The 21,133-nt window shown below is 65.9% G+C and carries 24 protein-coding genes; 14 read left to right on the top strand and 10 right to left on the bottom strand.

The features are described from left to right. The first annotated feature begins 102 nt into the window (after window positions 1–102). Entirely contained in the window at window positions 103–981 is an 879-nt protein-coding gene (locus QRM60_RS12270) for a PhzF family phenazine biosynthesis protein (RefSeq protein ID WP_115573309.1), read from the top strand. 31 nt (window positions 982–1,012) lie between these two features. Further along, a complete protein-coding gene (locus QRM60_RS12265) occupies window positions 1,013–1,894 on the top strand; it encodes a PhzF family phenazine biosynthesis protein (RefSeq protein WP_115556451.1) in 882 nt (293 codons plus the stop codon). Window positions 1,895–2,289: 395 nt separating this feature from the next. On the opposite strand, the gene QRM60_RS12260 is transcribed toward QRM60_RS12265, so the two are convergent. From QRM60_RS12260 to QRM60_RS12240, 5 genes are all read right to left on the bottom strand, one after another. Continuing rightward, a complete protein-coding gene (locus tag QRM60_RS12260) occupies window positions 2,290–2,892 on the bottom strand; it encodes a glycine zipper 2TM domain-containing protein (RefSeq protein ID WP_012437811.1) in 603 nt (200 codons plus the stop codon). A gap of 152 nt (window positions 2,893–3,044) precedes the next feature. Then, window positions 3,045–3,479 (bottom strand): OsmC family protein, encoded by a 435-nt coding sequence (locus QRM60_RS12255; protein ID WP_014508429.1) that lies wholly within the window; start codon window positions 3,477–3,479, stop codon window positions 3,045–3,047. Between the two features lie 339 nt (window positions 3,480–3,818). Then, window positions 3,819–4,766 carry an aspartate carbamoyltransferase catalytic subunit gene (locus QRM60_RS12250; RefSeq protein WP_285446284.1) on the bottom strand — a complete coding sequence of 316 codons (948 nt, stop codon included), beginning with the start codon at window positions 4,764–4,766 and terminating at the stop codon, window positions 3,819–3,821. A 15-nt stretch (window positions 4,767–4,781) separates the two neighbouring features. Then, window positions 4,782–5,249 (bottom strand): Holliday junction resolvase RuvX, encoded by a 468-nt coding sequence (gene ruvX, locus QRM60_RS12245; protein ID WP_012437809.1) that lies wholly within the window; start codon window positions 5,247–5,249, stop codon window positions 4,782–4,784. After that, on the bottom strand, window positions 5,242–5,808 hold the full coding sequence (locus QRM60_RS12240; RefSeq protein WP_011037878.1) for a YqgE/AlgH family protein: 567 nt from the start codon (window positions 5,806–5,808) through the stop codon (window positions 5,242–5,244). The genes ruvX and QRM60_RS12240 overlap by 8 nt, the downstream gene beginning before the upstream one ends. A 78-nt stretch (window positions 5,809–5,886) precedes the next feature. Between QRM60_RS12240 and QRM60_RS12235 the strand changes: the two genes are divergently transcribed. The 4 genes from QRM60_RS12235 (at window position 5,887) to QRM60_RS12220 (ending at window position 10,661) form a co-directional block, all read left to right on the top strand. After that, window positions 5,887–7,743: a DUF4153 domain-containing protein gene (locus QRM60_RS12235; protein ID WP_285446283.1), complete on the top strand. Its 1,857-nt coding sequence runs from the start codon at window positions 5,887–5,889 to the stop codon at window positions 7,741–7,743. Continuing rightward, complete coding sequence (locus QRM60_RS12230; protein ID WP_115556453.1) at window positions 7,740–8,279, top strand: DNA-3-methyladenine glycosylase I; 540 nt, start codon at window positions 7,740–7,742, stop codon at window positions 8,277–8,279. Before QRM60_RS12235 ends, QRM60_RS12230 begins: the two co-directional genes overlap by 4 nt. Then, window positions 8,276–9,538 carry a hypothetical protein gene (locus QRM60_RS12225; protein ID WP_285446282.1) on the top strand — a complete coding sequence of 421 codons (1,263 nt, stop codon included), beginning with the start codon at window positions 8,276–8,278 and terminating at the stop codon, window positions 9,536–9,538. The genes QRM60_RS12230 and QRM60_RS12225 overlap by 4 nt, the downstream gene beginning before the upstream one ends. A gap of 223 nt (window positions 9,539–9,761) precedes the next feature. Next, entirely contained in the window at window positions 9,762–10,661 is a 900-nt protein-coding gene (locus QRM60_RS12220; protein WP_115556454.1) for a DUF72 domain-containing protein, read from the top strand. 13 nt (window positions 10,662–10,674) lie between these two features. Here QRM60_RS12220 and QRM60_RS12215 read toward each other — a convergent pair whose 3' ends face one another. The 3 genes from QRM60_RS12215 to QRM60_RS12205 all read right to left on the bottom strand — a co-directional run bounded on the left by QRM60_RS12215 (window position 10,675) and on the right by QRM60_RS12205 (window position 13,909). Continuing rightward, window positions 10,675–11,349: a YitT family protein gene (locus tag QRM60_RS12215; RefSeq protein WP_042598126.1), complete on the bottom strand. Its 675-nt coding sequence runs from the start codon at window positions 11,347–11,349 to the stop codon at window positions 10,675–10,677. A gap of 279 nt (window positions 11,350–11,628) precedes the next feature. Next, entirely contained in the window at window positions 11,629–12,759 is a 1,131-nt protein-coding gene (locus QRM60_RS12210) for a PilT/PilU family type 4a pilus ATPase (protein WP_005990431.1), read from the bottom strand. 112 nt (window positions 12,760–12,871) lie between these two features. Continuing rightward, window positions 12,872–13,909, bottom strand: coding sequence for a type IV pilus twitching motility protein PilT (locus QRM60_RS12205; protein ID WP_003489919.1), 1,038 nt, complete (start codon window positions 13,907–13,909; stop codon window positions 12,872–12,874). A 286-nt stretch (window positions 13,910–14,195) separates the two neighbouring features. Between QRM60_RS12205 and QRM60_RS12200 the strand changes: the two genes are divergently transcribed. The 7 genes from QRM60_RS12200 to QRM60_RS12170 all read left to right on the top strand — a co-directional run bounded on the left by QRM60_RS12200 (window position 14,196) and on the right by QRM60_RS12170 (window position 19,279). Beyond that, complete coding sequence (locus tag QRM60_RS12200) at window positions 14,196–14,879, top strand: YggS family pyridoxal phosphate-dependent enzyme (protein ID WP_285446281.1); 684 nt, start codon at window positions 14,196–14,198, stop codon at window positions 14,877–14,879. Between the two features lie 40 nt (window positions 14,880–14,919). After that, window positions 14,920–15,780, top strand: coding sequence for a pyrroline-5-carboxylate reductase (gene proC, locus QRM60_RS12195; RefSeq protein WP_285446280.1), 861 nt, complete (start codon window positions 14,920–14,922; stop codon window positions 15,778–15,780). A 539-nt stretch (window positions 15,781–16,319) separates the two neighbouring features. Continuing rightward, entirely contained in the window at window positions 16,320–16,742 is a 423-nt protein-coding gene (locus QRM60_RS12190) for an HU family DNA-binding protein (RefSeq protein WP_103700764.1), read from the top strand. 149 nt (window positions 16,743–16,891) lie between these two features. After that, window positions 16,892–17,476, top strand: coding sequence for a M23 family metallopeptidase (locus QRM60_RS12185; protein ID WP_238595476.1), 585 nt, complete (start codon window positions 16,892–16,894; stop codon window positions 17,474–17,476). Window positions 17,477–17,568: 92 nt separating this feature from the next. Beyond that, window positions 17,569–17,877 (top strand): DUF3861 domain-containing protein, encoded by a 309-nt coding sequence (locus QRM60_RS12180; protein ID WP_161960898.1) that lies wholly within the window; start codon window positions 17,569–17,571, stop codon window positions 17,875–17,877. Window positions 17,878–18,149: 272 nt separating this feature from the next. Then, complete coding sequence (locus QRM60_RS12175; protein WP_193387345.1) at window positions 18,150–18,470, top strand: hypothetical protein; 321 nt, start codon at window positions 18,150–18,152, stop codon at window positions 18,468–18,470. 212 nt (window positions 18,471–18,682) lie between these two features. Next, a complete protein-coding gene (locus tag QRM60_RS12170) occupies window positions 18,683–19,279 on the top strand; it encodes a DUF1439 domain-containing protein (RefSeq protein WP_070690340.1) in 597 nt (198 codons plus the stop codon). 100 nt (window positions 19,280–19,379) lie between these two features. Here QRM60_RS12170 and QRM60_RS12165 read toward each other — a convergent pair whose 3' ends face one another. Then, entirely contained in the window at window positions 19,380–19,922 is a 543-nt protein-coding gene (locus tag QRM60_RS12165) for a type 1 glutamine amidotransferase domain-containing protein (RefSeq protein ID WP_285446279.1), read from the bottom strand. A 107-nt stretch (window positions 19,923–20,029) separates the two neighbouring features. After that, window positions 20,030–20,497 carry an SET domain-containing protein-lysine N-methyltransferase gene (locus QRM60_RS12160; RefSeq protein WP_016944109.1) on the bottom strand — a complete coding sequence of 156 codons (468 nt, stop codon included), beginning with the start codon at window positions 20,495–20,497 and terminating at the stop codon, window positions 20,030–20,032. A gap of 173 nt (window positions 20,498–20,670) precedes the next feature. On the opposite strand from QRM60_RS12160, the gene QRM60_RS12155 reads away from it, so the two are divergent. Beyond that, window positions 20,671–21,129, top strand: coding sequence for an SUF system Fe-S cluster assembly regulator (locus tag QRM60_RS12155; protein ID WP_011037893.1), 459 nt, complete (start codon window positions 20,671–20,673; stop codon window positions 21,127–21,129). Window positions 21,130–21,133 lie beyond the last annotated feature (4 nt).

Below are 21,133 nucleotides of genomic sequence, written 5' to 3'. Positions count from 1 at the left end.
CGTCACAGCTGCGCTGCCAGGCACCATCGCGCCCATGCACCCCGCGCGCCTGCAACCATCGCTGTCTGCGCGCACTGTCCTTTCACTGTAACGGCCGCCCTGATGCGCACATTTCGCTACCTGCAACTGGATGTTTTCTCCAACCGCCCTGGCGCTGGCAACCCGCTGGGCGTGGTCGTCGATGCCGGCGCACTGTCAGCGCAACAGATGCAGCAGATTGCCGCCTGGCTGAACCTGTCGGAGACGGTGTTTTTCCTGCCGGTCAGCGCGCCGGGCGCGGATTACCACATCCGCATTTTCACCCCGCGCGCGGAGCTGCCGTTTGCCGGGCACCCCAGCGTGGGCGCTGCCTGGGTCGCCAGGACGCACGGCCTGGTGGGATACCGCCAGGACAACCGGCTGTACCAGCAATGCGCCGCCGGCGTGCTGCCGGTGGATGTGTTCGACCGTCACGACGTGGTGCTGGTGCGTCTGCGCGCACCGCGCGCGCAGTGCAGCGACACCGGCACGCAACACGCCGCTGCGCTGGCGCAGGTGGCCCAAGGGTTCGCCATGGGCGCGCAGGCGCCCGCCCTGTGGAACAACGGGCCCAGCTGGTGGTTGCTGGAGCTGGCCGACGAGGCCGCGGTGCGGACGGCCGTGCCCGACCTGGCCGCCATCGCCGCACTCACCGCCGCCAGCGGGGCGGTCGGGCTGGCCATCTACGCCGCCGCAGCCACCGATGCGGAAGATCTGGTGGTGCGTGCATTCTGCCCGGGCGACGGCATTCCCGAAGACCCGGTCACCGGCAGTGCCAATGCCTGCATCGCCGCGCGCCTGCTGGCCGAGGACAGGCTGCCGGGCAGGCAGGGTCGCTACGTCGCCAGCCAGGGCCGCGAGGTCGGCCGCGATGGCCGCGTGGAGGTGGAAGTCGACGCCGCCGGCGATGTATGGATCGGCGGCGCAACGCAGCAAGTGATCGAAGGCCGCATCGCTTGGTAAGCTGCCGCGCCCTGCTCGCGGACCCGCTCCCATGACCACGCGTCGATTCCTGCAACTGGATGTGTTCTCGGCCCGCCCCGGCAGCGGCAACACGTTGGCGGTGGTGCTCGACGCGGAAGGCCTGGACGATGCCGCGATGCAGGCCATTGCGCGCTGGACCAAGTTGCCGGAAACCACCTTCGTGTTTCCGGCCCCCGACGCCGCCAGCAGTTATCGCCTGCGCATGTTTTCGCCGCAAAAAGAGGTGCCGTTCGCCGGCCACCCCAGTGTTGGCACCGCACATGCAGTGCTCGACGCCGGCCTGGCCGCGCCGCGCGACGGCGTGCTGGTGCAGGACGGCATCGCCGGGCAATTGCCGCTGCGCGTGGAGCAGATCGCCGGCCACCGCAGCATCGCCATCCGCACGCCGCGCGCGCGCGTCACCGAACAGGTGCAGGCCGACGACCCACGCCTGAGCGACAGCCTGCGCGGCTGGCCGCTGGGTGCCTTGCCGCCAGCCCTGATGGACGGCGGGCGTACCTGGTGGGTGGTGGAACTGGCCAGCGAAGCCGCCTTGCGCAGCCTGGACCCGGACTGGAACGCGATTGCGGCATCGGCCGAATCCACCGGCAGCATGGGCGTGTTCGCCTACGCGCGTGCAGCGGCAACCGGCGCTTACGACCTGGCGGTGCGCGCCTTCGTCGGCAATGGCCGCCGTTTCGAAGACGCGGCCTCTGGCGCCGCCAACGCCGTGCTTGCGGCCTGGCTGGATAGCAAGGATGCCTTGCCCGGCACCGACGGCCGCTACGTGGTCAGCCAGGGCCGCGAAATCGGCTTCGACGCGCTGCTCGAGCTGCGCATCGAGGCCAACGGCGAGGTCTGGTCGGGTGGACAGGTGCAGACGGTGATTCGCGGCACGCTGGATTGGGAGTGATTGGACTTCCCTTGCCCATCACCGGCACGGGAGACGGGATAGCTGACCGTGATCGGTCATTGGAACATCGAACCTAAGCAACGCCAGGGCCGGATAGTGCGGCAGCTCTGACGCTGAAGCCTTCGCGTCCGGCGCGCACCGCGCGCGAGATAAAAAAACGCTGCGGTCTCCCGCAGCGTTTTGTCTATTCGAAACCCCAGGACCAGCAACCACCACATCGTAGGAGCGCGCTTGCGCGCGAGGGCGTTACCGGGAAGGCCTCATCGCGCGCAAGCGCGCTCCTACACGGCCTGATGTTGTTCTAGACACCACTCCAAAAAACATCTGCACTACCCGCGCGTGCCATGCAGCCACCGCTGCATCCGCACTCCGGATGCAGCGCCCACCATCGACACTCAGTCGGGGCGCACATCCACGCGCACCCGGATACGGTCACCGGGGTTGTAGTCGCTACGGGTGTGGTACATCCGGCCACCGTATTCGTAGGTCACGTCATAGCCGTCGACACGGTCGCGCTCACGGCGGTAGGACACCGGCTCGCAGACGCTGACATTGCCCTGGTAAGAGCGGTGATTGGCTTCGTAGATCGAGCGCCCCGCGGCAACGCCGGCCATGGTGCCGACCGCAGTGCCGACCAGGCGCCCATTGCCGCCACCGACCTGGCTGCCCAGCACTGCACCGGCGATCCCGCCGATCACGCTGGCAACACCGCGGTTAGAAGGATTGGCCCCGCCATAACCACCGTCGTTGCGGTAGTAGCCGTCGTTGCTGGTGTAGTACCCGTCGGACGGGCGGTTGTAGCAGCGCTCGCTGGTGCGCTCGGTGTACGCGTCCGAGACGATGATCGGATCCACGCGTACCACGCGGGCGTATTCGTAGCGCCCATCCTCGTAGCCGCCGCGGCCATTGTCGCGGTAGCCATTGTCGTACCGCTGCGCCGTCGCGTTGCCCGCAACAGCCAGACCCATCACCAGCGCACCAAGCAGAAGAGTTTTCATTGCGGCAGCTTCACAGGGAGGACACGCTGCCGATCCTCGGCTTGCTGCAGTGAAACCGCCCTGAACCGAACGGCCCGCGCAAAGCCCTATTCAGCAAGCCGCCAGCTGCGCACATCGACGCCTTGCGCCGATGCACGCAGCCAGCGCCGCGGTCAGCTGGAAAACTCGGTTTCCAGGCTGATCGGCACAGCGCTCAGCGCCTTGGACACCGGGCAATTCTTCTTGGCGGTGTCGGCCAGCTCGCGGAACTTGGCTTCATCGATGCCCGGCACCACAGCCTTGAGCTTCAACCGGATCTGCGACAGCTGCGGGCCGCCTTCCATCGACAGATCGACATCGGCGCGGGTGTCCAGCGAGGTCGGTGGAAAGCCGGCTTCGGTCAACTGCGCGGACAGCGCCATGGTGAAGCAGCCGGCATGCGCGGCGGCAATCAACTCTTCGGGGTTGGTGCCCTTTTCGTCGCCGAAGCGGCTGCTGAAGGCATACCGGGTGTTGTCCATCAGCCCACTCTGCGGGGTGCTGAGCTGGCCCTTGCCGGTCTTGAGGTCGCCTTCCCAGTGTGCGGTGGCGTGACGCGAAATGCCCATTGCGGTCTCCTGCGATTGAAAGGGACCGTTACCTTAGGCGAGCGGGTGTTATGGCGTTGAGAGGTGGAATTGGGAATTGGGAATCGGGAATCGGGAATCGGGAATCGGGAATCGGGAATCGTAAGAGCGTGCGGCGTTGCGGGGGCGTTGTCACGCTGGACGAATGGGGGTTGTTCGGATGTAGGGACTGGCCATGCTGCGGGTTTGCTTGGCGCGGACGCGGCCAAGTACGAAACAAAACGGGCGTCGCGATGATTGTCGCGACGCCCGTGATAAGGCTGTCCTTTTGCATTCACTACAATCGCGCTGTCACGCAATTGCAGCAGCGCATGCGGGCCATCAGCCCAGCAGGGTTTCCAGGACCGCCATGCGTACGGCCACGCCGTTGGCCACCTGGCGCAGCACGCAGGACTGCGCGCCATCGGCCACCTCGTCGGTGATCTCCACGCCGCGATTGATCGGGCCCGGATGCAGCACTGCCGCGTCGCGTCCCGCGCGTGCCAGGCGCTCGCGGGTCAGGCCGTAGTCGGCGTGGTACTGCTCCAGCGATGGCACCAGGCCTTCTTCCATGCGCTCGCGCTGCAGGCGCAGCATCATCAGCGCATCGACGCCTTCCAGCATTGCGTCGAAGTCCTCGCCGACCACGCAGCCGTCCAGCATGTCGTCGTCGGGCAGCAGGCTGGCCGGGCCGCACACGCGGATCTCGCCGGCACCCAGCGTGCGCAAGGCGTGCAGGTCCGAGCGCGCCACACGCGAGTGCTTCACGTCACCGACGATCACCACCTTGAGCTTGGAGAAATCCGTGCCCTTGACCTGACGCAGGGTGAGCATGTCCAGCAGGCCCTGGGTGGGATGCGCACTGCGCCCATCACCGGCATTGATCAGGGCGGTGCCCTCGCCGGCGGCTTCGGCCAGTCGCTCCACCGCGCCATCTTCGGGATGACGCACCACGAAGCCGCGCACGCCCATCGCCTCGAGATTCTTCAAGGTATCGCGTGCAGTTTCGCCCTTGCGGGTGGACGAGGTGGACGCGTCGAAATTGAGCACGTCTGCGCCCAGCCGCTGCGCGGCCAGGTGGAACGAACTGCGGGTGCGCGTGGAGGGTTCGAAGAACAGCGTGCACACCGCGGTGCCCGCGAGCACGCTGCGCTTGCCCACGCGCCCCACCGCCGCATCGCGGATCTGGCCGGCGCGATCGAGCAGCTGCAGCAAGGTGGCGCGCGGCAGTCCTTCCAGGGTGAGCAGGTGGCGCAGGCGTCCGTCCGAATCGAGTTGCATGGTGGTCATCGCAGGTCGGGAGAATCAGGGAAGAAGAGTGGCTTGCTCGGGCGCAGACAACCAGCGCTCGACGATCACCGCCGCGGCCATCGCGTCCAGCGCGTCGGCATCGCGGCGGCGCTTGCGCCCATCGGCGCGCTCGCGCGCAAAGCGCTGCGCAGCCTCAACCGAGCTGGAGCGCTCATCGATCAGCACCACCGGCAGCGCATAGCGCTCGCGCAGTTCGCGTGCGAAGGCGTGCGCGCGCTTGCGTGCGGGCTGGTCCTTGTCGTCCAGGGTGAGCGGGTCGCCGACCACCAGGCCGGCGGGGCGCCATTCCTTGTGCACACGATCCAGCGCCACCCAATCGGGGCCGTTGGCATGCACGTTGATCACAGCCACGGCGCGGGCACCCGCGCCAAGCGCGGTTCCCACGGCCACGCCGATCCGGCGCGACCCCACGTCGAAACCCAGCACCGTCGCGTCGGGGCGGATCGCGCCCGCCTCAGGCATGCCCGGAGTAATCCGTGAGCCGGAACAGATCCACGCCGATGCGGCCGGCGGCGGTCTGCCAGCGGTCTTCCAGCGCGGTATCGAACAGCACGTTGGCGTCCGAGGGCGCGGTGAGCCAGCTGTTTTCGCCGAGCTCGAATTCCAGCTGCCCGGCGCCCCAGCCCGCACATCCCAGCGCCACCAGCGCATTGCGCGGGCCGTCGCCGGCCGCCATGGCCTCGAGGATGTCGCGCGAGGTGGTCAGGTAGACGCCCTGGCCCACTTCCAGGCTGGAATCCCACGCGCGCGCGTCGTCGTGAATGACGAAACCGCGTTCGGGGTGCACCGGCCCGCCGCTGAGCACCGGTTGCTCGCGCAGGCGCTCGTCGCTGGTGTCGATCCCCATCTGCGACAGCACTTCGCCCAGGGTGTACTCGGACGGGCGGTTGACCAGCACACCCATGGCGCCGTTCTCGTCGTGCTGACAGATCAGCGCGACGCTGCGCGAAAAGGTGGGGTCGGACAGCGCCGGAAGCGCAATCAGCAGTTGGTTGGCCAGAGGCGTGGGCAAAACAGACATGCGGCCATTCTAGCGGTTCGTTTCGAACCGCGCTGGGGCGCTGCCATACTGAGCGCTTGCCTCAGCCATGGACTGCCGATGCTGCCCACATCTGCGCTGCACCCCGCCTCCGACGATCTGCCCCTGCCCCGCCAGACCCGCGCGTTCATCGTGCTGGTGGCCCTGCTGCAAGGCGGCCTGCTGTATCTGGCCGAATGGGGCGCAGACCACGGCGTGGCGCCGTTCGCTGCGCTGGGTGGGCGCGTGTGCTGGTACACCCTGGTGCTCACCGTTCCCAGCATGCTGCTGTTGAGCGTGCAGACCCTGCAGGACCGTCGCCTGTGGCAGCAGTTGGCCGTGGTGGCGGCCGTGTTCGCCGCACTTGCCGGCTGGGCGGCGTGGAGCGCGACCGGCGCACCCGGCCTGGAAAGCAACAAGGTGCTGACCCCGTTCGGCCTGAGCGTGGCGGCCGCGCTGTTGATCGCCCTGCCCTGGCTGCAGTTCCGTCAGCACCATGGCAGCTGGCGTGCCAGCTATCACGCGCTGTTCGAACACGCCTGGCAGAACACGCTCACGCTTGCGTTGGCACTGGTGTTCGTCGGCGTGTGCTGGGGCGTGCTGACGTTATGGGCCGAGTTGTTCGCATTGGTGAAGATCGACCTCTTCCGCACGCTGTTTCGCGAGGATGCCTTCATCTACCTGGCCACCGGCACGATGGCTGGCCTGGGCATCCTGATCGGGCGCACCCGCCAGCGTGCGGTGCAGGTGATGCGGCAGATCGTGTTCGCCCTGTGCACCGGCCTGGTGCCCTTGCTGGCCAGTATCGCGCTGCTGTTCATCCTCACCCTGCCGCTGACCGGCCTGCAGCCGCTGTGGCAGACCCGCGCGGCGGCGGCGATCCTGCTGTGCATGGTGTTCGGGCTGGTGCTGTTCACCAATGCGGTGTATCAGGATGGCGCGACGCCGCCTGCGTATCCGGGCTGGTTGCGGCGCGTTGTCGAGGCCGGGCTGCTCACACTGCCGCTGTATGCAGGCCTGGCGCTTTACGCGGTGGGCCTGCGCATTGCCCAGTATGGCTGGACCGGCGAACGCTTCTGGGGCATGGTGCTGGCCGCGGTGGCCAGCGCCTATGCAGTGGGATACGCCATTGCAGTGCTGCGGCCACGCCCGGGGCAGTGGCTGGCGCCGCTGGCGCGCAGCAACAAGATGCTGTCGTGGGCGGTCGTCGCCCTGCTGCTGTTGGTCAATACGCCTGTGCTGGATCCGTATCGGATTGTGGTGGCCAGCCAGCTGCAGCAGTTGGCACAGCGCGGCGGCACTGCAAACCCGGATCTGCTGCAGGACGATCTGGAATTCCTGCGGTTTGCCAACGGCCGCCGTGGTTATCACGCGGTGCAAGCGCTGCGGGACACCCCCGTCTTTGCCAACGATGCCAAGCGCAGCCGGCAGCTCACTCTATTGCTCGCGCGGACGCAACGTTGGCAGGAACCGCAGTCGGATGACGCACTGCGACGCACGCGCATGCACGACGTGGCCGAGCTGCAGGCACACCTGCTGCTCGCCGCAGGCAGCAGCAGCCCGGACCCAACCTGGTGGAGCGCCCTGGCGCAGGGCAGCTTGCACAACGACAGCTGCCTGCAACGCGATGCCGACTGCGTGATCACCCGCCGCGACCTGGATCAGGACGGCCAGGACGAGGTGATGCTGTGCGATCTTTCAGGGAAGTTTGGTGTCACTTGCACGCTGTACACCCGCGATGCGCAGGGCTGGTATCGAGTGGACACATTGAACAGCTTCCCGCAGCGCAGCCAGCAACAAGAAGCCCTGCGTGAGGCCGTGCGCCAAGGCAAACTCGCCACGCTGCCACGCCGTTGGCCGGACCTGCTGTTTCCCGGCGGTAAACCGATGCGCATCAACTCATCCGCCAACGCACGCAAAACAACGGAGACCCCATGAGCGGTTATTGCAGCATCGCGCCCGGCCACCCGGTGCATGGCCACTATCACGACCACGAATACGGCTTCCCGCAGCGCGACGAACGCGAACTGTTCGAACGCCTGGTGCTGGAGATCAACCAGGCCGGCCTGAGTTGGGAAACCATCCTGCGCAAGCGCGGCAACTTCCAGCGTGCCTATGACGGGTTCGGCGTAGACACCGTGGCCGCGTACGGCGAGGCGGAGATTGCCAGGCTGATGCAGGATGCCGGCATCATTCGCAATCGCCTGAAGGTGCTGGCTGCCATCCACAACGCGCAGGTGATCCAGCGCCTGCGCGCAACGCACGGCAGCTTTGCCAACTGGCTGGATGCACAACATCCCCTCGACAAGCCGGCCTGGGTGAAAGTGTTCAAGAAGACCTTCCGTTTTACTGGCGGCGAAATCACCGGCGAATTCCTGATGAGCCTTGGCTACCTGCGCGGCGCGCACCATCCCGACTGCCCGGTATTTGCGGACATTCAGGCACTGTCGCCGCCGTGGATGCGCAGCGCGTGAGCGACACCCTGCGTGCCGCGTGCGAGGCGCCTGTACTCAGCGCTGCGATCACACCGCATCGCACATTTCGCATGCGGCGCTTGCTGGGCATTGCCGGGTTGCTGATTGCCTCCGCCGCGGCAGTGCCGCAGGCAGACGCGCACAAGGTGCCCAGGCTTTCGCTGACGCAGGTGCTGGACCAGTTGCGCCGCGACATCGCCGCCGTGCCGGCCAGCGACCCCATGCCGATCGATACCGTGATGAAGCGCTATGCCGATACCCGCGCGCAAAGCTTCGACATCGCAAGCCCGGATCCGGAGGAAGACCCATCCGAGGCGGTGCCGCCCACGCAGCCGGCCGACGTCACCGATGCCGAGTGGCACGCGCTGCAGGCCTACCGCGCGCACACCACCAGCGAAGCAGACGATATCTCCGAGAACCGTAGCCACCACTACACCCTGATCGACCTGGACGAGGATGGCCAACGCGACCTGCTGGATGACGCCTATGTCGGCGGCACTGGTTTGTTTACGCAGATCACGGTGCTGCAAGGCCATACCGATGGCTTCCGCGCCGCCACCGCCACGCCCACAGGTACGCCAGCGGATAGAGAAGCGGACGCTGGATTCAGCATCAGCGGTCGCGGCGGCGACCAGGCGCTGTACTGGCTACGCATCGACGGACGCAGCTACGCGGCCTACCGCGACGGCGACTATTTCCAGGACACGCTGACTCTCTCGCGCCCATTGTCGCCGCTGCCCGCCGAACGCCGCCCAACCAAGGCACTGCAGATCCGCTATCGCTACCAGCACACGCTGGCGGCGCCGCGAAAGGATGCTGCCGAGCGCTTGCCCGAGGAACGCCAAGCGGACGACTGGCTGGCGCAACACCCGGCGTTGCGTGCTGCGGTAGACACCCAGTTGCAGCACCTGCGCCTGGATGCGCAAGGTCGGCAGCGTTCGCCTGATCCGAATGCAGGCTGCCCGACTCCCGCCGAAAGCAGCGACCCCGAGCTGGAGGCGCAATGGCCATGGCATGACGCCGGGCATTACACGTTCGACTTTGTCGCCAATCTTCGCGTGCGCCATGGCAGCGACTGCTACAGCGCCAGCGTGGTGGCGTTCCGCAGCAGCTTTCAAAGCGCCAATACCGAGTGCTGCGTGCTGTGGCTCTACGACGCGCCCGGCAACCAGGTTGCGAACCTGCCGCTGCTGTCAAAGCGCACGCGCAGCGGCATTGCGCTGATCACGGCAGTGCCTGTGGATGCCTCGCAAGACTGACCGCACGTAGCGAGCCGCCAGCCAGACAGTGATGGCACCACAGTCGGGTGCTGGGTGCGCGCTCTATGCCCACTCCACGCACCGGCTGCGCCCGCCTCGCAGCGGCGCGATTGTTTCGAGAATGCCGCCTCGCTTATCCACTCGCACGCACCGGCGCACCAGATGACGCGGCCTTGCCACAGCATCCACGACCACTGCACACCCGCCGCGGCATGGTCGGCACATGAGCATCCGCATCGGCATTTCGGGCTGGCGTTATGCACGCTGGCGCGGCACGTTCTACCCGACCGGGCTGGCCCAGCGGCGCGAGTTGGCCTATGCCGGGCGCTGTTTTCCCAGCGTGGAAATCAACGGCTCGTTCTATTCGCTGCAACGCCCGGAGAGCTACCAGAGCTGGCATGACGAGACGCCGGACGACTTCGTCTTCGCAGTCAAAGGCCCGCGGTTTGTCACGCATATGAAGCGGCTGCGCGATTGCGAACAGGCGCTAGCCAACTTCTTTGCATCCGGCGTGCTGCGGCTGGGCCCGAAGCTGGGGCCGATCCTGTGGCAATTACCGCTAAGCCTGCGCTTCGATGACGCGGTGCTGGATGCATTTCTCTCCAGCCTGCCGCGCGATACCGAGGCAGCACTCGCCCTGGCGCGCAAACGCGATACCACTTTGATGCATGGGCGTACGGCCTTGAGCGTCGATCGCAAGCGCCCGCTACGGCATGCGCTGGAAATGCGCCACCCCAGCTTCTGCGACCCGTCCTGCATGAAGCTGCTGCGAAAGCACAAGGTGGGCGTGGTGGTGGCCGATACCGCGGGCAAATTTCCGTATCTCGAAGATGTCACCGCTGACTTCGTCTACCTGCGGCTGCACGGCGACGCGCAGCTGTATGCCAGCGGCTATAGCGACCACGCCCTGGACCGCTGGGGCGAGCGGATTGCGACCTGGGCCGCAGGCGGTGAGCCCTCCGATGCCCAGCGTGTCGGGCCGCGCGCCAGCAAGCGCGCACGGCGCGACGTGTACTGCTACTTCGACAACGACATGAAGGTGCACGCACCGTTCGATGCGCGCGGCCTGATGCAGCGTTTGGACCTGCCCACCGACTGCCCGGCGCGCGAGGAGGTCGTGTAAGTCCGCTACGCGCTCACACGCCCATGTAGCGGTGCGGCCGGTGGTTGAACATCAGCACCAGGCTCAGCATCAACGCGCCAATGGCCGAATACAGCACCTTGTCCGGCGTCAGCACGAAGAACGCGACCAGCATCAGCATCGCGTCGAAACTCATCTGCACCTTGCCCGCGCTCCAGCCCCGCTCGCGCTGCAGATACACCGCCAAGATGCCGATGCCGCCGAGGCTGCCGCGGTGGCGAATGAAGAACAGAATGCCCAGCCCGGCCAGCGCGCCGCCCACCACTGCCGCAAACAACGTGCTCATGCGCGCGTAGTCGGCCCAACGTGGCAGCAGGTCGGTCAAGACCCCGCAGGCGCCCACCGCGGCGAAGGTTTTCAGGGTGAATTCCCAGCCCATGCGGCGCACGCTCAACCAATAGAACGGCAGGTTGACCAGCACAAAGACCAAGCCGAAATTCCAGTGCAGCGCGTAGTGCAGCAGGAACGCCACCCCGGCCATGCCACCGATCATCAGGCCGCCCTTGGCAAAGATCGCCAGGCCCAGCGAGGCCACCAATGTGGCCAGCACCATGCCTTGCGCATCTTCGGCCACCGAGTGGTGATAGGCGTGGTCATCGGCGCTGGTACCAGCCGAATCCGGCGGCGGCGTCAGCGGGCCGGAGGTGAACACGGCGCCGTCTTCGGGCAACGGCTCTTGCTCCGGACGGAGATCGGAATCGGGAAGGCTCACGGGTCTGGGAACTGCGGTGGGGTGCGGATATTAGACACTATCGGCCACCCTGGTTACATCTGAAACGTCAGCCGTGCATCGCTGCTGGATGTACGGCTGCACTGGCTTGGCGCCGCACTGCACTCAATCGCCAGCGCTGGCTGCGAAGCGCGACGCGCCCAGACCGACCGCAGCGCGTCGTTGGTACGCGCAGCGTTGGTCGCAACGCCGCCGCATCATGGAGCGCGGCCGTGCGCCTCACCGAACCTCGGCAATCTCCACGCCATCCAGCCCCTGCGACAGCGTCTTGGCATCGCCGCCTTGCGAGAGCTTGATGCGCAGGCGCACCTCGTTCTGCGAGTCGGCGTAGCGCAGCGCGTCTTCGTAGCTGATCTCGCCCGCCTGGTACAGCTCGAACAGGCTCTGATCGAAGGTGCGCATGCCCAGGTTGGTGGACTCCTTCATGATCTCCTTGAGCTTGTGGATCTCGCCGTCGCGGATGTAGTCCTGCACCAGCGGCGTGCCGAGCATGATCTCCATCGCCACGCGGCGTCCGCGGCCATCCGGGGTCGGGATCAACTGCTGCGCTACTACACCCTTGAGGTTGAGCGACAGGTCCATCAGCAGCTGGTTGCGGCGATCTTCCGGGAAGAAGTTGATGATGCGGTCCATCGCCTGGTTGGCGTTGTTGGCATGCAACGTGCACAGCACCAGGTGGCCGGTTTCGGCGAAGGCGATGGCATGGTCCATGCCTTCGCGGGTCCGCACTTCGCCGATCATGATCACGTCCGGCGCCTGACGCAGGGTGTTTTTCAACGCATTTTCCCAGCTATCGGTATCGATGCCGACTTCGCGCTGGGTGATGATGCAGCCCTCGTGCTTGTGCACGAATTCGATCGGGTCCTCGATGGTGATGATGTGCCCGGTGGAATTCTGGTTGCGGTAGCCGATCATCGCCGCCAGCGAGGTCGACTTGCCGGTCCCGGTGGCGCCGACAAAGATGATGATGCCGCGCTTGGTCATCGCCAGTGTCTTGATCACCGGCGGCAGGCTCAGCTCCTCGACGGTGGGAATGCGCGTCTCGATCCGACGCAGCACCATGCCCACCTGGTTGCGCTGATAGAAGCAGCTCACACGGAACCGCCCCACCCCGGACACGCCGATGGCGAAGTTGCACTCGTGGGTCTTTTCGAATTCCTCGCGCTGCGAGGGCGTCATCACGTTCAACACCAGGTCGCGACTCTGCTGCGCGGTCAGCGGCGTCTGAGTGATCGGGCTGATCTTGCCATGCACCTTGATCGCCGGCGGCATGCCAGAGGTGATGAACAAATCCGACGCCTTCTGGTGCGCCATCAGCTTGAGGAAGGAGGTGAAGTCGATGGTGCTCATGGCGTGCTCCTCGGGAGCAGGGATTCGGGAGTGGAGATTCGGGATTCGCAAGAACGGGGTCCGGCCCGGGAGCCGCCGTAACGAATCCCGAATCCCGAATCCCACATCCCGGCTACTCGAATATCCGCTTGTCCTTGGCGTACTCGCGCGCCTGGTTGCGCGTGATCAGGCTGCGCTTGACCAGGTCCTGCAGATGCTGGTCCAGCGTCTGCATGCCGTATTGCTGGCCGGTCTGGATCGAGGAATACATCTGCGCCACCTTGTCCTCGCGGATCAGGTTGCGGATGGCCGGGGTGCCGACCATGATTTCCCACGCTGCGGTACGCCCGCCGCCCACTTTCTTGAGCAATGCCTGCGAAATCACCGCACGCAGCGATTCGGACAGCATCGAGCGCACCATCGGCTTTTCGCCGGCCGGGAACACGTCGATGATGCGGTCGATGGTCTTGGCCGCCGAGCTGGTGTGCAGGGTGCCGAACACCAGATGGCCGGTTTCCGCAGCGGTCAGTGCCAGGCGGATGGTTTCCAGATCGCGCAACTCGCCGACCAGGATGATGTCCGGGTCTTCGCGCAAGGCCGAACGCAGCGCCTCGTTGAAGCCGTGCGTGTCGCGGTGCACTTCGCGCTGATTGATCAGGCACTTCTGCGAGGTGTGCACGAATTCGATCGGATCCTCGACGGTGAGGATGTGGCCGTATTCGTTCTTGTTGATGTAGTCGATCATGCCGGCAAGCGTGGTCGACTTGCCCGACCCGGTCGGGCCGGTCACCAGGATCAGGCCCTGCGGCTGGTCGATCAACTGGCGGAAGATCGGCGGGCAGCCCAGGTCTTCCAGCGTCAGCACTTCAGACGGAATGGTACGGAACACCGCACCGGCGCCACGGTTCTGATTGAACGCATTGACGCGGAAACGCGCCAGCGACGGAATCTCGAACGAGAAGTCGACCTCGAGGAATTCCTCGTAATCGCGGCGCTGCTTGTCCGACATGATGTCGTAGACCAGCGCATGCACTTGCTTATGGTCCAAGGCCGGAATATTGATGCGGCGGACATCGCCATCGACACGGATCATCGGCGGCAAGCCTGCAGACAGGTGCAGGTCCGATGCCTTGTTCTTGACAGAAAACGCCAATAGTTCAGCGATATCCATGCGCTGCTTTTCCCCTAGGCTGCGATTGGAAGATACTCCCCGACCGGCAGTATAGCGTTCTGGCAGCGCCCTGGAAGCGCGCCGTGCCTCGGTTCAGCCCGCCAGCATGAATGCCGATGGCCGGCGTTTCCGATGGCCGGGGCGGCGGTACCGTGCGCCGCAGCGCGCCTTTATCCACGCAACTCGCCACAAGGACGATCCGCCACGCCCGGCGCGCACCGGCACAACTGGAAGGAAAGGCACGGGCGCGGCACTATGGCCGCCTTGTTTACCCGTTGGCTGACCTGTGCCCGTTTCCTCGTTGCACCAGATGCTGGCCGCCATCCAGGCGGCAACCCCTCCCAACGCCGGGCCCGCGCGCCTGCTGGCGGTGTCCAAGACCCAGCCGGCCGACGCCGTGGCGGCGTTAGCAGCGCAGGGCCAGCAGGCCTTCGGCGAGAACTATGTGCAGGAAGCGGCCGCCAAGATCGCGCAGCTTCAAGCACTGCAGCTGGAGTGGCACCTGATCGGGCACCTGCAATCCAATAAGGCCGACATGGCCAGCCAGTGTTTCGATTGGGTGCAGACCGTGGACCGCGCCAAGCTGATCGCACTGCTCGCCCGGCATCGCCCGGACGGCCGCGCACCCTTGAACGTGCTGATCCAGGTCAATATCGACGATGAGGACAGCAAGCACGGCTGCGCGCCCGAGGCAATCGACGCCCTGGCCGCGGAGATTGCCACCCACCCCCAACTGCAGCTGCGCGGATTGATGGCGATTCCCGCGCCGTTTCCCGACGCCACGCGCCGGCACCAGGCATTCGCGCGCATGCAGGCCTTGTTCGCGACACTGCGCAGCCAGTATCCGCAGGCAGATACCTTGTCGATGGGCATGAGCGCGGATTTCGCCGATGCCATTGCGGCCGGCGCCACCATGGTGCGCGTGGGCACGGCGCTATTTGGCCAGCGCAACGCGCCACCGGCCGTCTGACACATCGGCCGTTTCCTTCCTCCTTCTTGATGGTGCTGCAATGACCCAGCCTTCCTCCTCCACAGCTGTGGCTGCACACGGCGATGTTCCGGTGGTTGCCTTTGTCGGTGGCGGCAACATGGCGCGCAGCCTGATCGCCGGGCTGCTGCGCCAGGGCGCGCCAGCCAGCGCCATCCGCGTCGCCGAGCCGGTCGCCGAATTGCGCCAGGCACTGTCCGCCGACTTCGGCGTGCAGGTGTTCGACGACGCGCGCAGCGCCGTGGAGGGCGCCGCACTCTGGGTACTGGCGGTCAAGCCGCAGGTCATGCCCACCGTGTGCACGCAGCTGGCCGATCTCGCGCAGCAACAGCACCCGCTGCTGCTGTCGATCGCCGCGGGCATCACCGCAACGCAACTGGAGCGCTGGTGCGGCGGCACGGCGGCGGTGGTGCGCGCCATGCCCAACACGCCGGCCCTGCTCGGCGCCGGCGTGACCGGCCTGTCTGCCAATGCACGCGTCAGCGCGGCGCAGCGCGCGCAGGCAACCCGGCTGCTGGAAAGCGCTGGCGTCACCGTCTGGCTCGACGACGAGGCGCAGATGGATGCGGTCACCGCGGTGTCCGGCAGCGGCCCGGCCTATGTCTTTCTGCTGGCCGAAGCGATGGAGGCCGCGGCGCGCGCGCAAGGCCTGCCCGCCGAGACCGCCCGCACGCTGGTGCTGCACACCCTGCTCGGCGCAGCACGCATGCTGACCGAATCCGGCGAAGCACCGGAGGTGTTGCGCCGGCGCGTGACCTCCCCCAACGGCACCACGCAGGCCGCGATCGAGGCATTCCAGGCCGGCGGTTTCGAAGCGTTGACCGCCACCGCGATTGCCGCGGCGACCGAACGCGGCCGCAGCTTGTCGGCAGCCAACGACTGATCCGCGGGAGCGATGCGTCGTCGCTGGCTGGATCGCTCGCTTGCCTGGAAACGCGCTATTCGGCGCAGCGCTGTCCGAATGCGAAATGATGCGAGCCCCGGCTTCATCGAATGCGCTTCGTTTGGCGCCTGCAATCGATTGGCAGGGACACGCACGCCATTCTTCGCCACATTGGAATGGGCCCTTTGCTCGACCACGGTGCCCAGGCTCAGTCGAGGCATGCCTCGCTAAGCGAATGCATTGATCGACATGCGCCTGTGCAGCAGCTGCCCAGATTGCGCCAATCCGCGATCCATGCCGCATCACCTCGATCTGCTGCTGTGCGTCAGACCGCGCGCAGCATCCCTCGCCAAGCGAACCCAGAGCGCTTTTTTCTCGTGTTTTTTGGCGTCCAGTGAACGAATGCCCGTGCCAAGTCGGTCTTTTCGTGTTGTTTCATCGATTCCCTATTGGCGGCGCGCGGCAGTTGCCCTACATTTCGCGTTGCCGACTGGGTCGGCAGACCCAAACACCACCAACGAATACGGAACACATAACTCATGGCAAAAACCGCCGCTAAGAAGGCTGCCCCCAAGAAGGCAGTGAAAAAGGTCGCCGCCTCCAAGACCGCAAAGCCGGCCAAGGCCGCTAGCAAGACCGCCGCGCCGAAGCCGATCAAGGAAGCCCTGAGCAAGACCGGCCTGGTCGCGCACATCGCCGAAACCACCCAGCTGGCTCCGAAGGACGTCCGCGCCGTGCTGGCGTCGCTGGAAGCCACCGCGCACGCGTCGCTGAGCAAGAAGGGCGTCGGCTCATTCGTCCTGCCGGGCATGCTGAAGATCACCTCGGTCAACGTGCCGGCCAAGCCGAAGCGCAAGGGCATCAACCCGTTCACCAAGGAAGAGCAGGTGTTTGCTGCCAAGCCTGCGACCTGCAAGCTGAAGGTCCGTGCGATGAAGCGTCTGAAGGACGCCGCGCTGTAATCGCGCTGCATCCGGTTTGATCGAGACGGCCTTAGGGCCGTCTTTTTTTTGCGCGTCTGCCGCGTCTTCTTCGCCTGCTGACAGGCACACCACATCGCACTCATCGCCGCTGCCCTACCCTGGCGGTGAGTTCGCAACCAAGAGTACCCGTGACCGCGCCACAGCCCACCCGCAGCCCAGCCAGACGCGTGCGCCACCTGCTGGTATCGATCGCGATGCTGTGCGCGCTGGGTGTCGCCGCGCGCTGGGCCTGGCTGTCACCGATGGCCGAACGCCTGCGCACCAGCTGGGAGTTATCGCAAATGCCAGCACCCACGCAGTTGCACATCCCGGTAGACGGCGTGCGTGGTCGCCAGATTGCCGACACCTTCGGCGCCCCACGCGGACGCGACCGCAGCCATGCCGGTGTCGATATCTTCGCGCCGCGCGGCACAGCGGTGGTGGCCGCCACTCGTGGCGTGGTCAGTTCCATTCGCGACACAGGGTTGGGTGGCAAACAAGTGTGGGTGCTCGGCCCGGCGATGGAACGGCACTACTACGCGCACCTGGACGACTGGGCGCCCGGACTGGCAGTCGGCGATGTGGTCGAGCCCGGCACTGCATTGGGCATGGTCGGCACCACCGGCAACGCCCGTGGCACGCCGCCGCACCTGCACTACGGGATCTATGGGCGCAACGGTGCGTACGATCCGCTGCCACTGCTCCGGCAACCCGCGCCACAGCAGGCACCCTGAGCGCACTGGAACACTGCGTCATGGCCCGGCCTATCGAGACCCTGCGCGTGCGCGCCTATGGTGGAGCCAGCCCCACAGTGACGCGACCTTCCATGTCCCGCAAACGCTACCGCATTACGGTCACGCCCATCGAAAAGGACGGCAGCCCCTGCCATGACCGCTGCACGATCGAATTTGAACAGCGTTCGCGTGCCGACTGGATGCGGCTGTTCGAAGAGTTGCACCTGCGCCGCGACCTGAGCAGTGACGAGTGCGCCGCGCTCACCGTCGGGTCGCAATTGCTCGAGGACCTGGCGGCGCGCCCACGCGCGCGGCCCAGCAATGCCCTGGACGCGCTACAGCCGAAATTGCAGCTATTGCTGGAGCGCCTGCAACGCGTGCATCCCGCTGCCGGGCGCTGATCCGCGCGGCGCCAACTGCCGCTACACTGCGCCGATCGTGACGGGGAGCGGCGATGCGCCAACTGATCAGTGTCTTTTCGCTACTGCTGCTGGCCGGCTGTAGCTGCCAACGCACGCCCGAACCACGAGCCGCCAACAGCTCGCCTGCATCGGCGACTGTCGCCACAACTGCGGCATCGCCCGCGGCCAGCGAGCACCCCGGCGCTGCATCGACCGCCACCGATTCCAAACAGGCGCTTGCAAGTGCGAACTACGCGCAAGCAAGCGCAACCGTGCATCGTTACCTGGGCGCACTGCCCGGTGCTGCACGTGCCGATGCGGATGCCCTGTGGACGGGCGGCCATCCCGCTCCCGTGCCGGACGATGCAGTGCTGCGCAACATCGGGCAGATCATCAGCCTGCGCATCAACAACGATCCGCCAATCGCGCTGGACCAACAGCACCCGCCGCGCTTGATCGAAGTGCCGGTGCAGCTGACCGTGCGCACCACGACCGGCACCGAACGCCTGGTCGGTGCTTACCGTCTGCAACCACGCGTTGGCAGCGACACCTGGGAAATCTATTCGGCCACCCTGCAGCCTGTGCTGCGTTAGAGCCGCCGTCCACACAACTGCACGTTCGCAGGCAGAGGTGGCGGATACGCGAGATCCGCAGTCGACGCCCGTAAACACCGAAGCGCATTCGCTGCGAGCACCCCAACCACTGCGGCACGCAGTGTCGTACTCATCCCGCCACGCCGCAGCACGCTAACCCGTGGTTCACCGGCGCTGGCTAAGGTGATGCCATCCACCGCCGGAGTTGCCCGATGAAACTGCGTTTAGTTGCCGGATCCCTGCTTGCCCTCGCCCTGGCGATGCCACTGTCCGCAGCGTGGGCGGCGCCTCAGATCCAGGGGCGACAGATCAGCGTGCAGGCCGCCGACGTGCAGCAGTACCTGGGCGGGCGCTTCCCGCAGACTCACGATGCGCTGGGTGGCCTGATCGAAATGACGGTCAGCAACCCGGCGCTGTCGTTGCCACCTGGCGACCGTTTGAAGATGGCGTTCGACCTTGCATTGGCCACGGCCGGCGGCGCGCCGGCGCCGGTGGGCAACGTCACCTTGAGCAGCGCGCTGCGTTACGACACGGCAAAGCAGGGGTTTTATCTCGACCAGCCAACGGTCGATGATTTCCGCCCCGCCAACGCCGGTGCCAAGTTGGACAGCAGCACGCGCCAGCTGCTCAACGCGTGGTTGGCCGACTACGCACGCAAGGAGCCGATCTACAAGATCGATCCCGCCATTGCGGCCGTGATGGGCAATGTGCAGGTGGAGTCGGTGGCGATCCAGAACGGCCGGCTGGCGGTGAACTTCAACCAGGATATCGAGCAGCTGGTGCCGGCCGGCGCCATGCCAGGCAAGTAACCGATCGGCGCTGCGAGCACACCGCGCATCTGCCAACGTGAAACTAAAAAAGCCCGGCGCAGCGATGCACCGGGCTCTTTTTTATAGCTGCTGCGTGACCTCAGGCAGCCAGTGCCTTGGCAACCGCATCGGTGAATGCAGGAATATCGTCCGGCTTGCGGCTGGTGATCAGCTGGCCATCCACCACCACCTCGGCATCCTCCCAGCGGCCGCCCGCGTTGCTCAGATCGGTCTTGACCGACGGCCACGACGTCACCTTGCGGTCGCGCACCAGCCCACTTTCCACCAGCAACCACGGCCCGTGGCAAATTGCAGCCACCGGCTTGCCGTTGGCCGCAACGCTACGGATGAAATCGATCGCCTGCGTGTTGGTGCGCAGATTGTCCGGGTTGATCACACCGCCCGGCAGCACGAGCGCGTCGTAGCGGTCGGGCTTGGCCTGCGCAAGTGGCGTATCCACGGGCACGCTGTCGCCCCAGCCGGTGTGGTTCCAGCCACGGATCTGTGCATCGTCGCCGGGCGCGATCACTTCGACGGTGGCGCCCCAGGACTCAAGCAAGCGCTTGGGCTCCTGCAACTCGGATTGTTCGAAGCCACTGGTCGCGAGCACGGCAACGGTCTTGCCGGAGAGCGAATGGGTCATGAGGAACTCCTCAATCTGCAAAGGAGCATGCACCCTAGGAATGCGCGTGTTGCGCATCCGTGAACCGATGTGCGCGCCGCGTCATGCCGACCGCAGCGCGCCGTCGCTCAGCGCTTGGGCTGCAACATGGTGCCGGTGCAATTCTTCGAACCGCAGCGGCATTCCCAGATCTTCTTCAAGCGCGGCGTGTGTCGCTCGCCCAGGGTAATGCCGTAGTTATAGGTCAGCTCCTGGCCCGGCTTGATCGCACGCTTGGCTTCGATGAAGACCTTGTCCTTGCTGCGGTCGTCGCCTTCTGCCTCTTCGATCACTGCTTCGCAATTGGGATTGCAGCTGTGGTTGATCCAACGCGCGATGTTGCCTTCGTAGTTGGCGTCGAGCACGTAGTCATCGCTCAGCGTAAACAGAAAGGTGTGCCCGCTTTCCACATCGCCGGTGTCGTCGGCATCCACTTCGGCATGCGTCCGCAGGCGCCCCTTGTACTGGATGATGCGTTCGCCCTTGCTGAGCGCAGCGACGGCGAACACGCCATTGCCATGGATACGTGACTTGCGGGCGGCAACTTTGCGCGACATGAAAGGGTCCGGTGATGGGGCCGCTCATTGTGACCGCAGCGCGCCCACGCGCCAAGCACAAGCGCACCTGCCACCGCAACGGGCTGGCCTTTCCGGCGGCTGAACCGCGCGGTTGGACTGAGCGGAGCAAAAGAGTACAATTTCGGTCCGCTTTAGGGATTCACCGTCTTCGCATGTTGCGCGTCACCAAATTGACCGATTACGCCACCGTCGTCTTGACGGTGCTGGCTGCACGGAGCGACCAGGTGCTCAGCGCGAGCGAACTGGCCGAACAGGCCGGCCTGGAAGCACCCACCGTCAGCAAGATCCTCAAGCCGTTGTCGCAGGCTGGCCTGGTGGAAGGATTGCGCGGCGTGCATGGCGGCTACCGGCTTGCACGTGCGGCCAGCGCGATCACCCTGGTGGAGATCGTCGAAGCCATGGAAGGACCGCTGGCCATCACCGAATGCAGCCAGGACCACAGTCAATGCGGGATCGCCCACCAATGCGGTGTGCGCTCCAACTGGCGCCTGATCAACGATGTGGTGGGCGATGCCCTGCGTCGCGTGACACTGGCGCAGATGCTGCACCCCCTCTCCCTCCCTGGCGACAACCGTCGGCGTTCCATCGCCGCGCGCGTCGCGACCACCTGACCCA

Origin of the sequence: Xanthomonas sp. fls2-241-TYG-148, assembly GCF_030208815.1 — a bacterium.
GTDB classification, from domain to species: Bacteria; Pseudomonadota; Gammaproteobacteria; order Xanthomonadales; family Xanthomonadaceae; genus Xanthomonas; species Xanthomonas campestris.
The sequence above is the reverse complement of the archived record's forward strand: the minus strand, read 5'-3'. Positions and strand labels throughout refer to the sequence as shown.

What these genes read in the sequence shown, in the direction of transcription:
- QRM60_RS12270 (WP_115573309.1), top strand. Translation starts at nt 103, where the DNA reads ATGCGCACATTTCGCTACCTGCAACTGGATGTTTTCTCCAACCGCCCT.
- QRM60_RS12265 (WP_115556451.1), top strand. Translation starts at nt 1,013, where the DNA reads ATGACCACGCGTCGATTCCTGCAACTGGATGTGTTCTCGGCCCGCCCC.
- QRM60_RS12260 (WP_012437811.1), bottom strand. Translation starts at nt 2,892, where the DNA reads ATGAAAACTCTTCTGCTTGGTGCGCTGGTGATGGGTCTGGCTGTTGCG.
- QRM60_RS12255 (WP_014508429.1), bottom strand. Translation starts at nt 3,479, where the DNA reads ATGGGCATTTCGCGTCACGCCACCGCACACTGGGAAGGCGACCTCAAG.
- QRM60_RS12250 (WP_285446284.1), bottom strand. Translation starts at nt 4,766, where the DNA reads ATGACCACCATGCAACTCGATTCGGACGGACGCCTGCGCCACCTGCTC.
- ruvX (WP_012437809.1), bottom strand. Translation starts at nt 5,249, where the DNA reads ATGCCTGAGGCGGGCGCGATCCGCCCCGACGCGACGGTGCTGGGTTTC.
- QRM60_RS12240 (WP_011037878.1), bottom strand. Translation starts at nt 5,808, where the DNA reads ATGTCTGTTTTGCCCACGCCTCTGGCCAACCAACTGCTGATTGCGCTT.
- QRM60_RS12235 (WP_285446283.1), top strand. Translation starts at nt 5,887, where the DNA reads ATGCTGCCCACATCTGCGCTGCACCCCGCCTCCGACGATCTGCCCCTG.
- QRM60_RS12230 (WP_115556453.1), top strand. Translation starts at nt 7,740, where the DNA reads ATGAGCGGTTATTGCAGCATCGCGCCCGGCCACCCGGTGCATGGCCAC.
- QRM60_RS12220 (WP_115556454.1), top strand. Translation starts at nt 9,762, where the DNA reads ATGAGCATCCGCATCGGCATTTCGGGCTGGCGTTATGCACGCTGGCGC.
- QRM60_RS12210 (WP_005990431.1), bottom strand. Translation starts at nt 12,759, where the DNA reads ATGAGCACCATCGACTTCACCTCCTTCCTCAAGCTGATGGCGCACCAG.
- QRM60_RS12205 (WP_003489919.1), bottom strand. Translation starts at nt 13,909, where the DNA reads ATGGATATCGCTGAACTATTGGCGTTTTCTGTCAAGAACAAGGCATCG.
- proC (WP_285446280.1), top strand. Translation starts at nt 14,920, where the DNA reads ATGACCCAGCCTTCCTCCTCCACAGCTGTGGCTGCACACGGCGATGTT.
- QRM60_RS12190 (WP_103700764.1), top strand. Translation starts at nt 16,320, where the DNA reads ATGGCAAAAACCGCCGCTAAGAAGGCTGCCCCCAAGAAGGCAGTGAAA.
- QRM60_RS12180 (WP_161960898.1), top strand. Translation starts at nt 17,569, where the DNA reads ATGTCCCGCAAACGCTACCGCATTACGGTCACGCCCATCGAAAAGGAC.
- QRM60_RS12170 (WP_070690340.1), top strand. Translation starts at nt 18,683, where the DNA reads ATGAAACTGCGTTTAGTTGCCGGATCCCTGCTTGCCCTCGCCCTGGCG.
- QRM60_RS12165 (WP_285446279.1), bottom strand. Translation starts at nt 19,922, where the DNA reads ATGACCCATTCGCTCTCCGGCAAGACCGTTGCCGTGCTCGCGACCAGT.
- QRM60_RS12160 (WP_016944109.1), bottom strand. Translation starts at nt 20,497, where the DNA reads ATGTCGCGCAAAGTTGCCGCCCGCAAGTCACGTATCCATGGCAATGGC.
- QRM60_RS12155 (WP_011037893.1), top strand. Translation starts at nt 20,671, where the DNA reads ATGTTGCGCGTCACCAAATTGACCGATTACGCCACCGTCGTCTTGACG.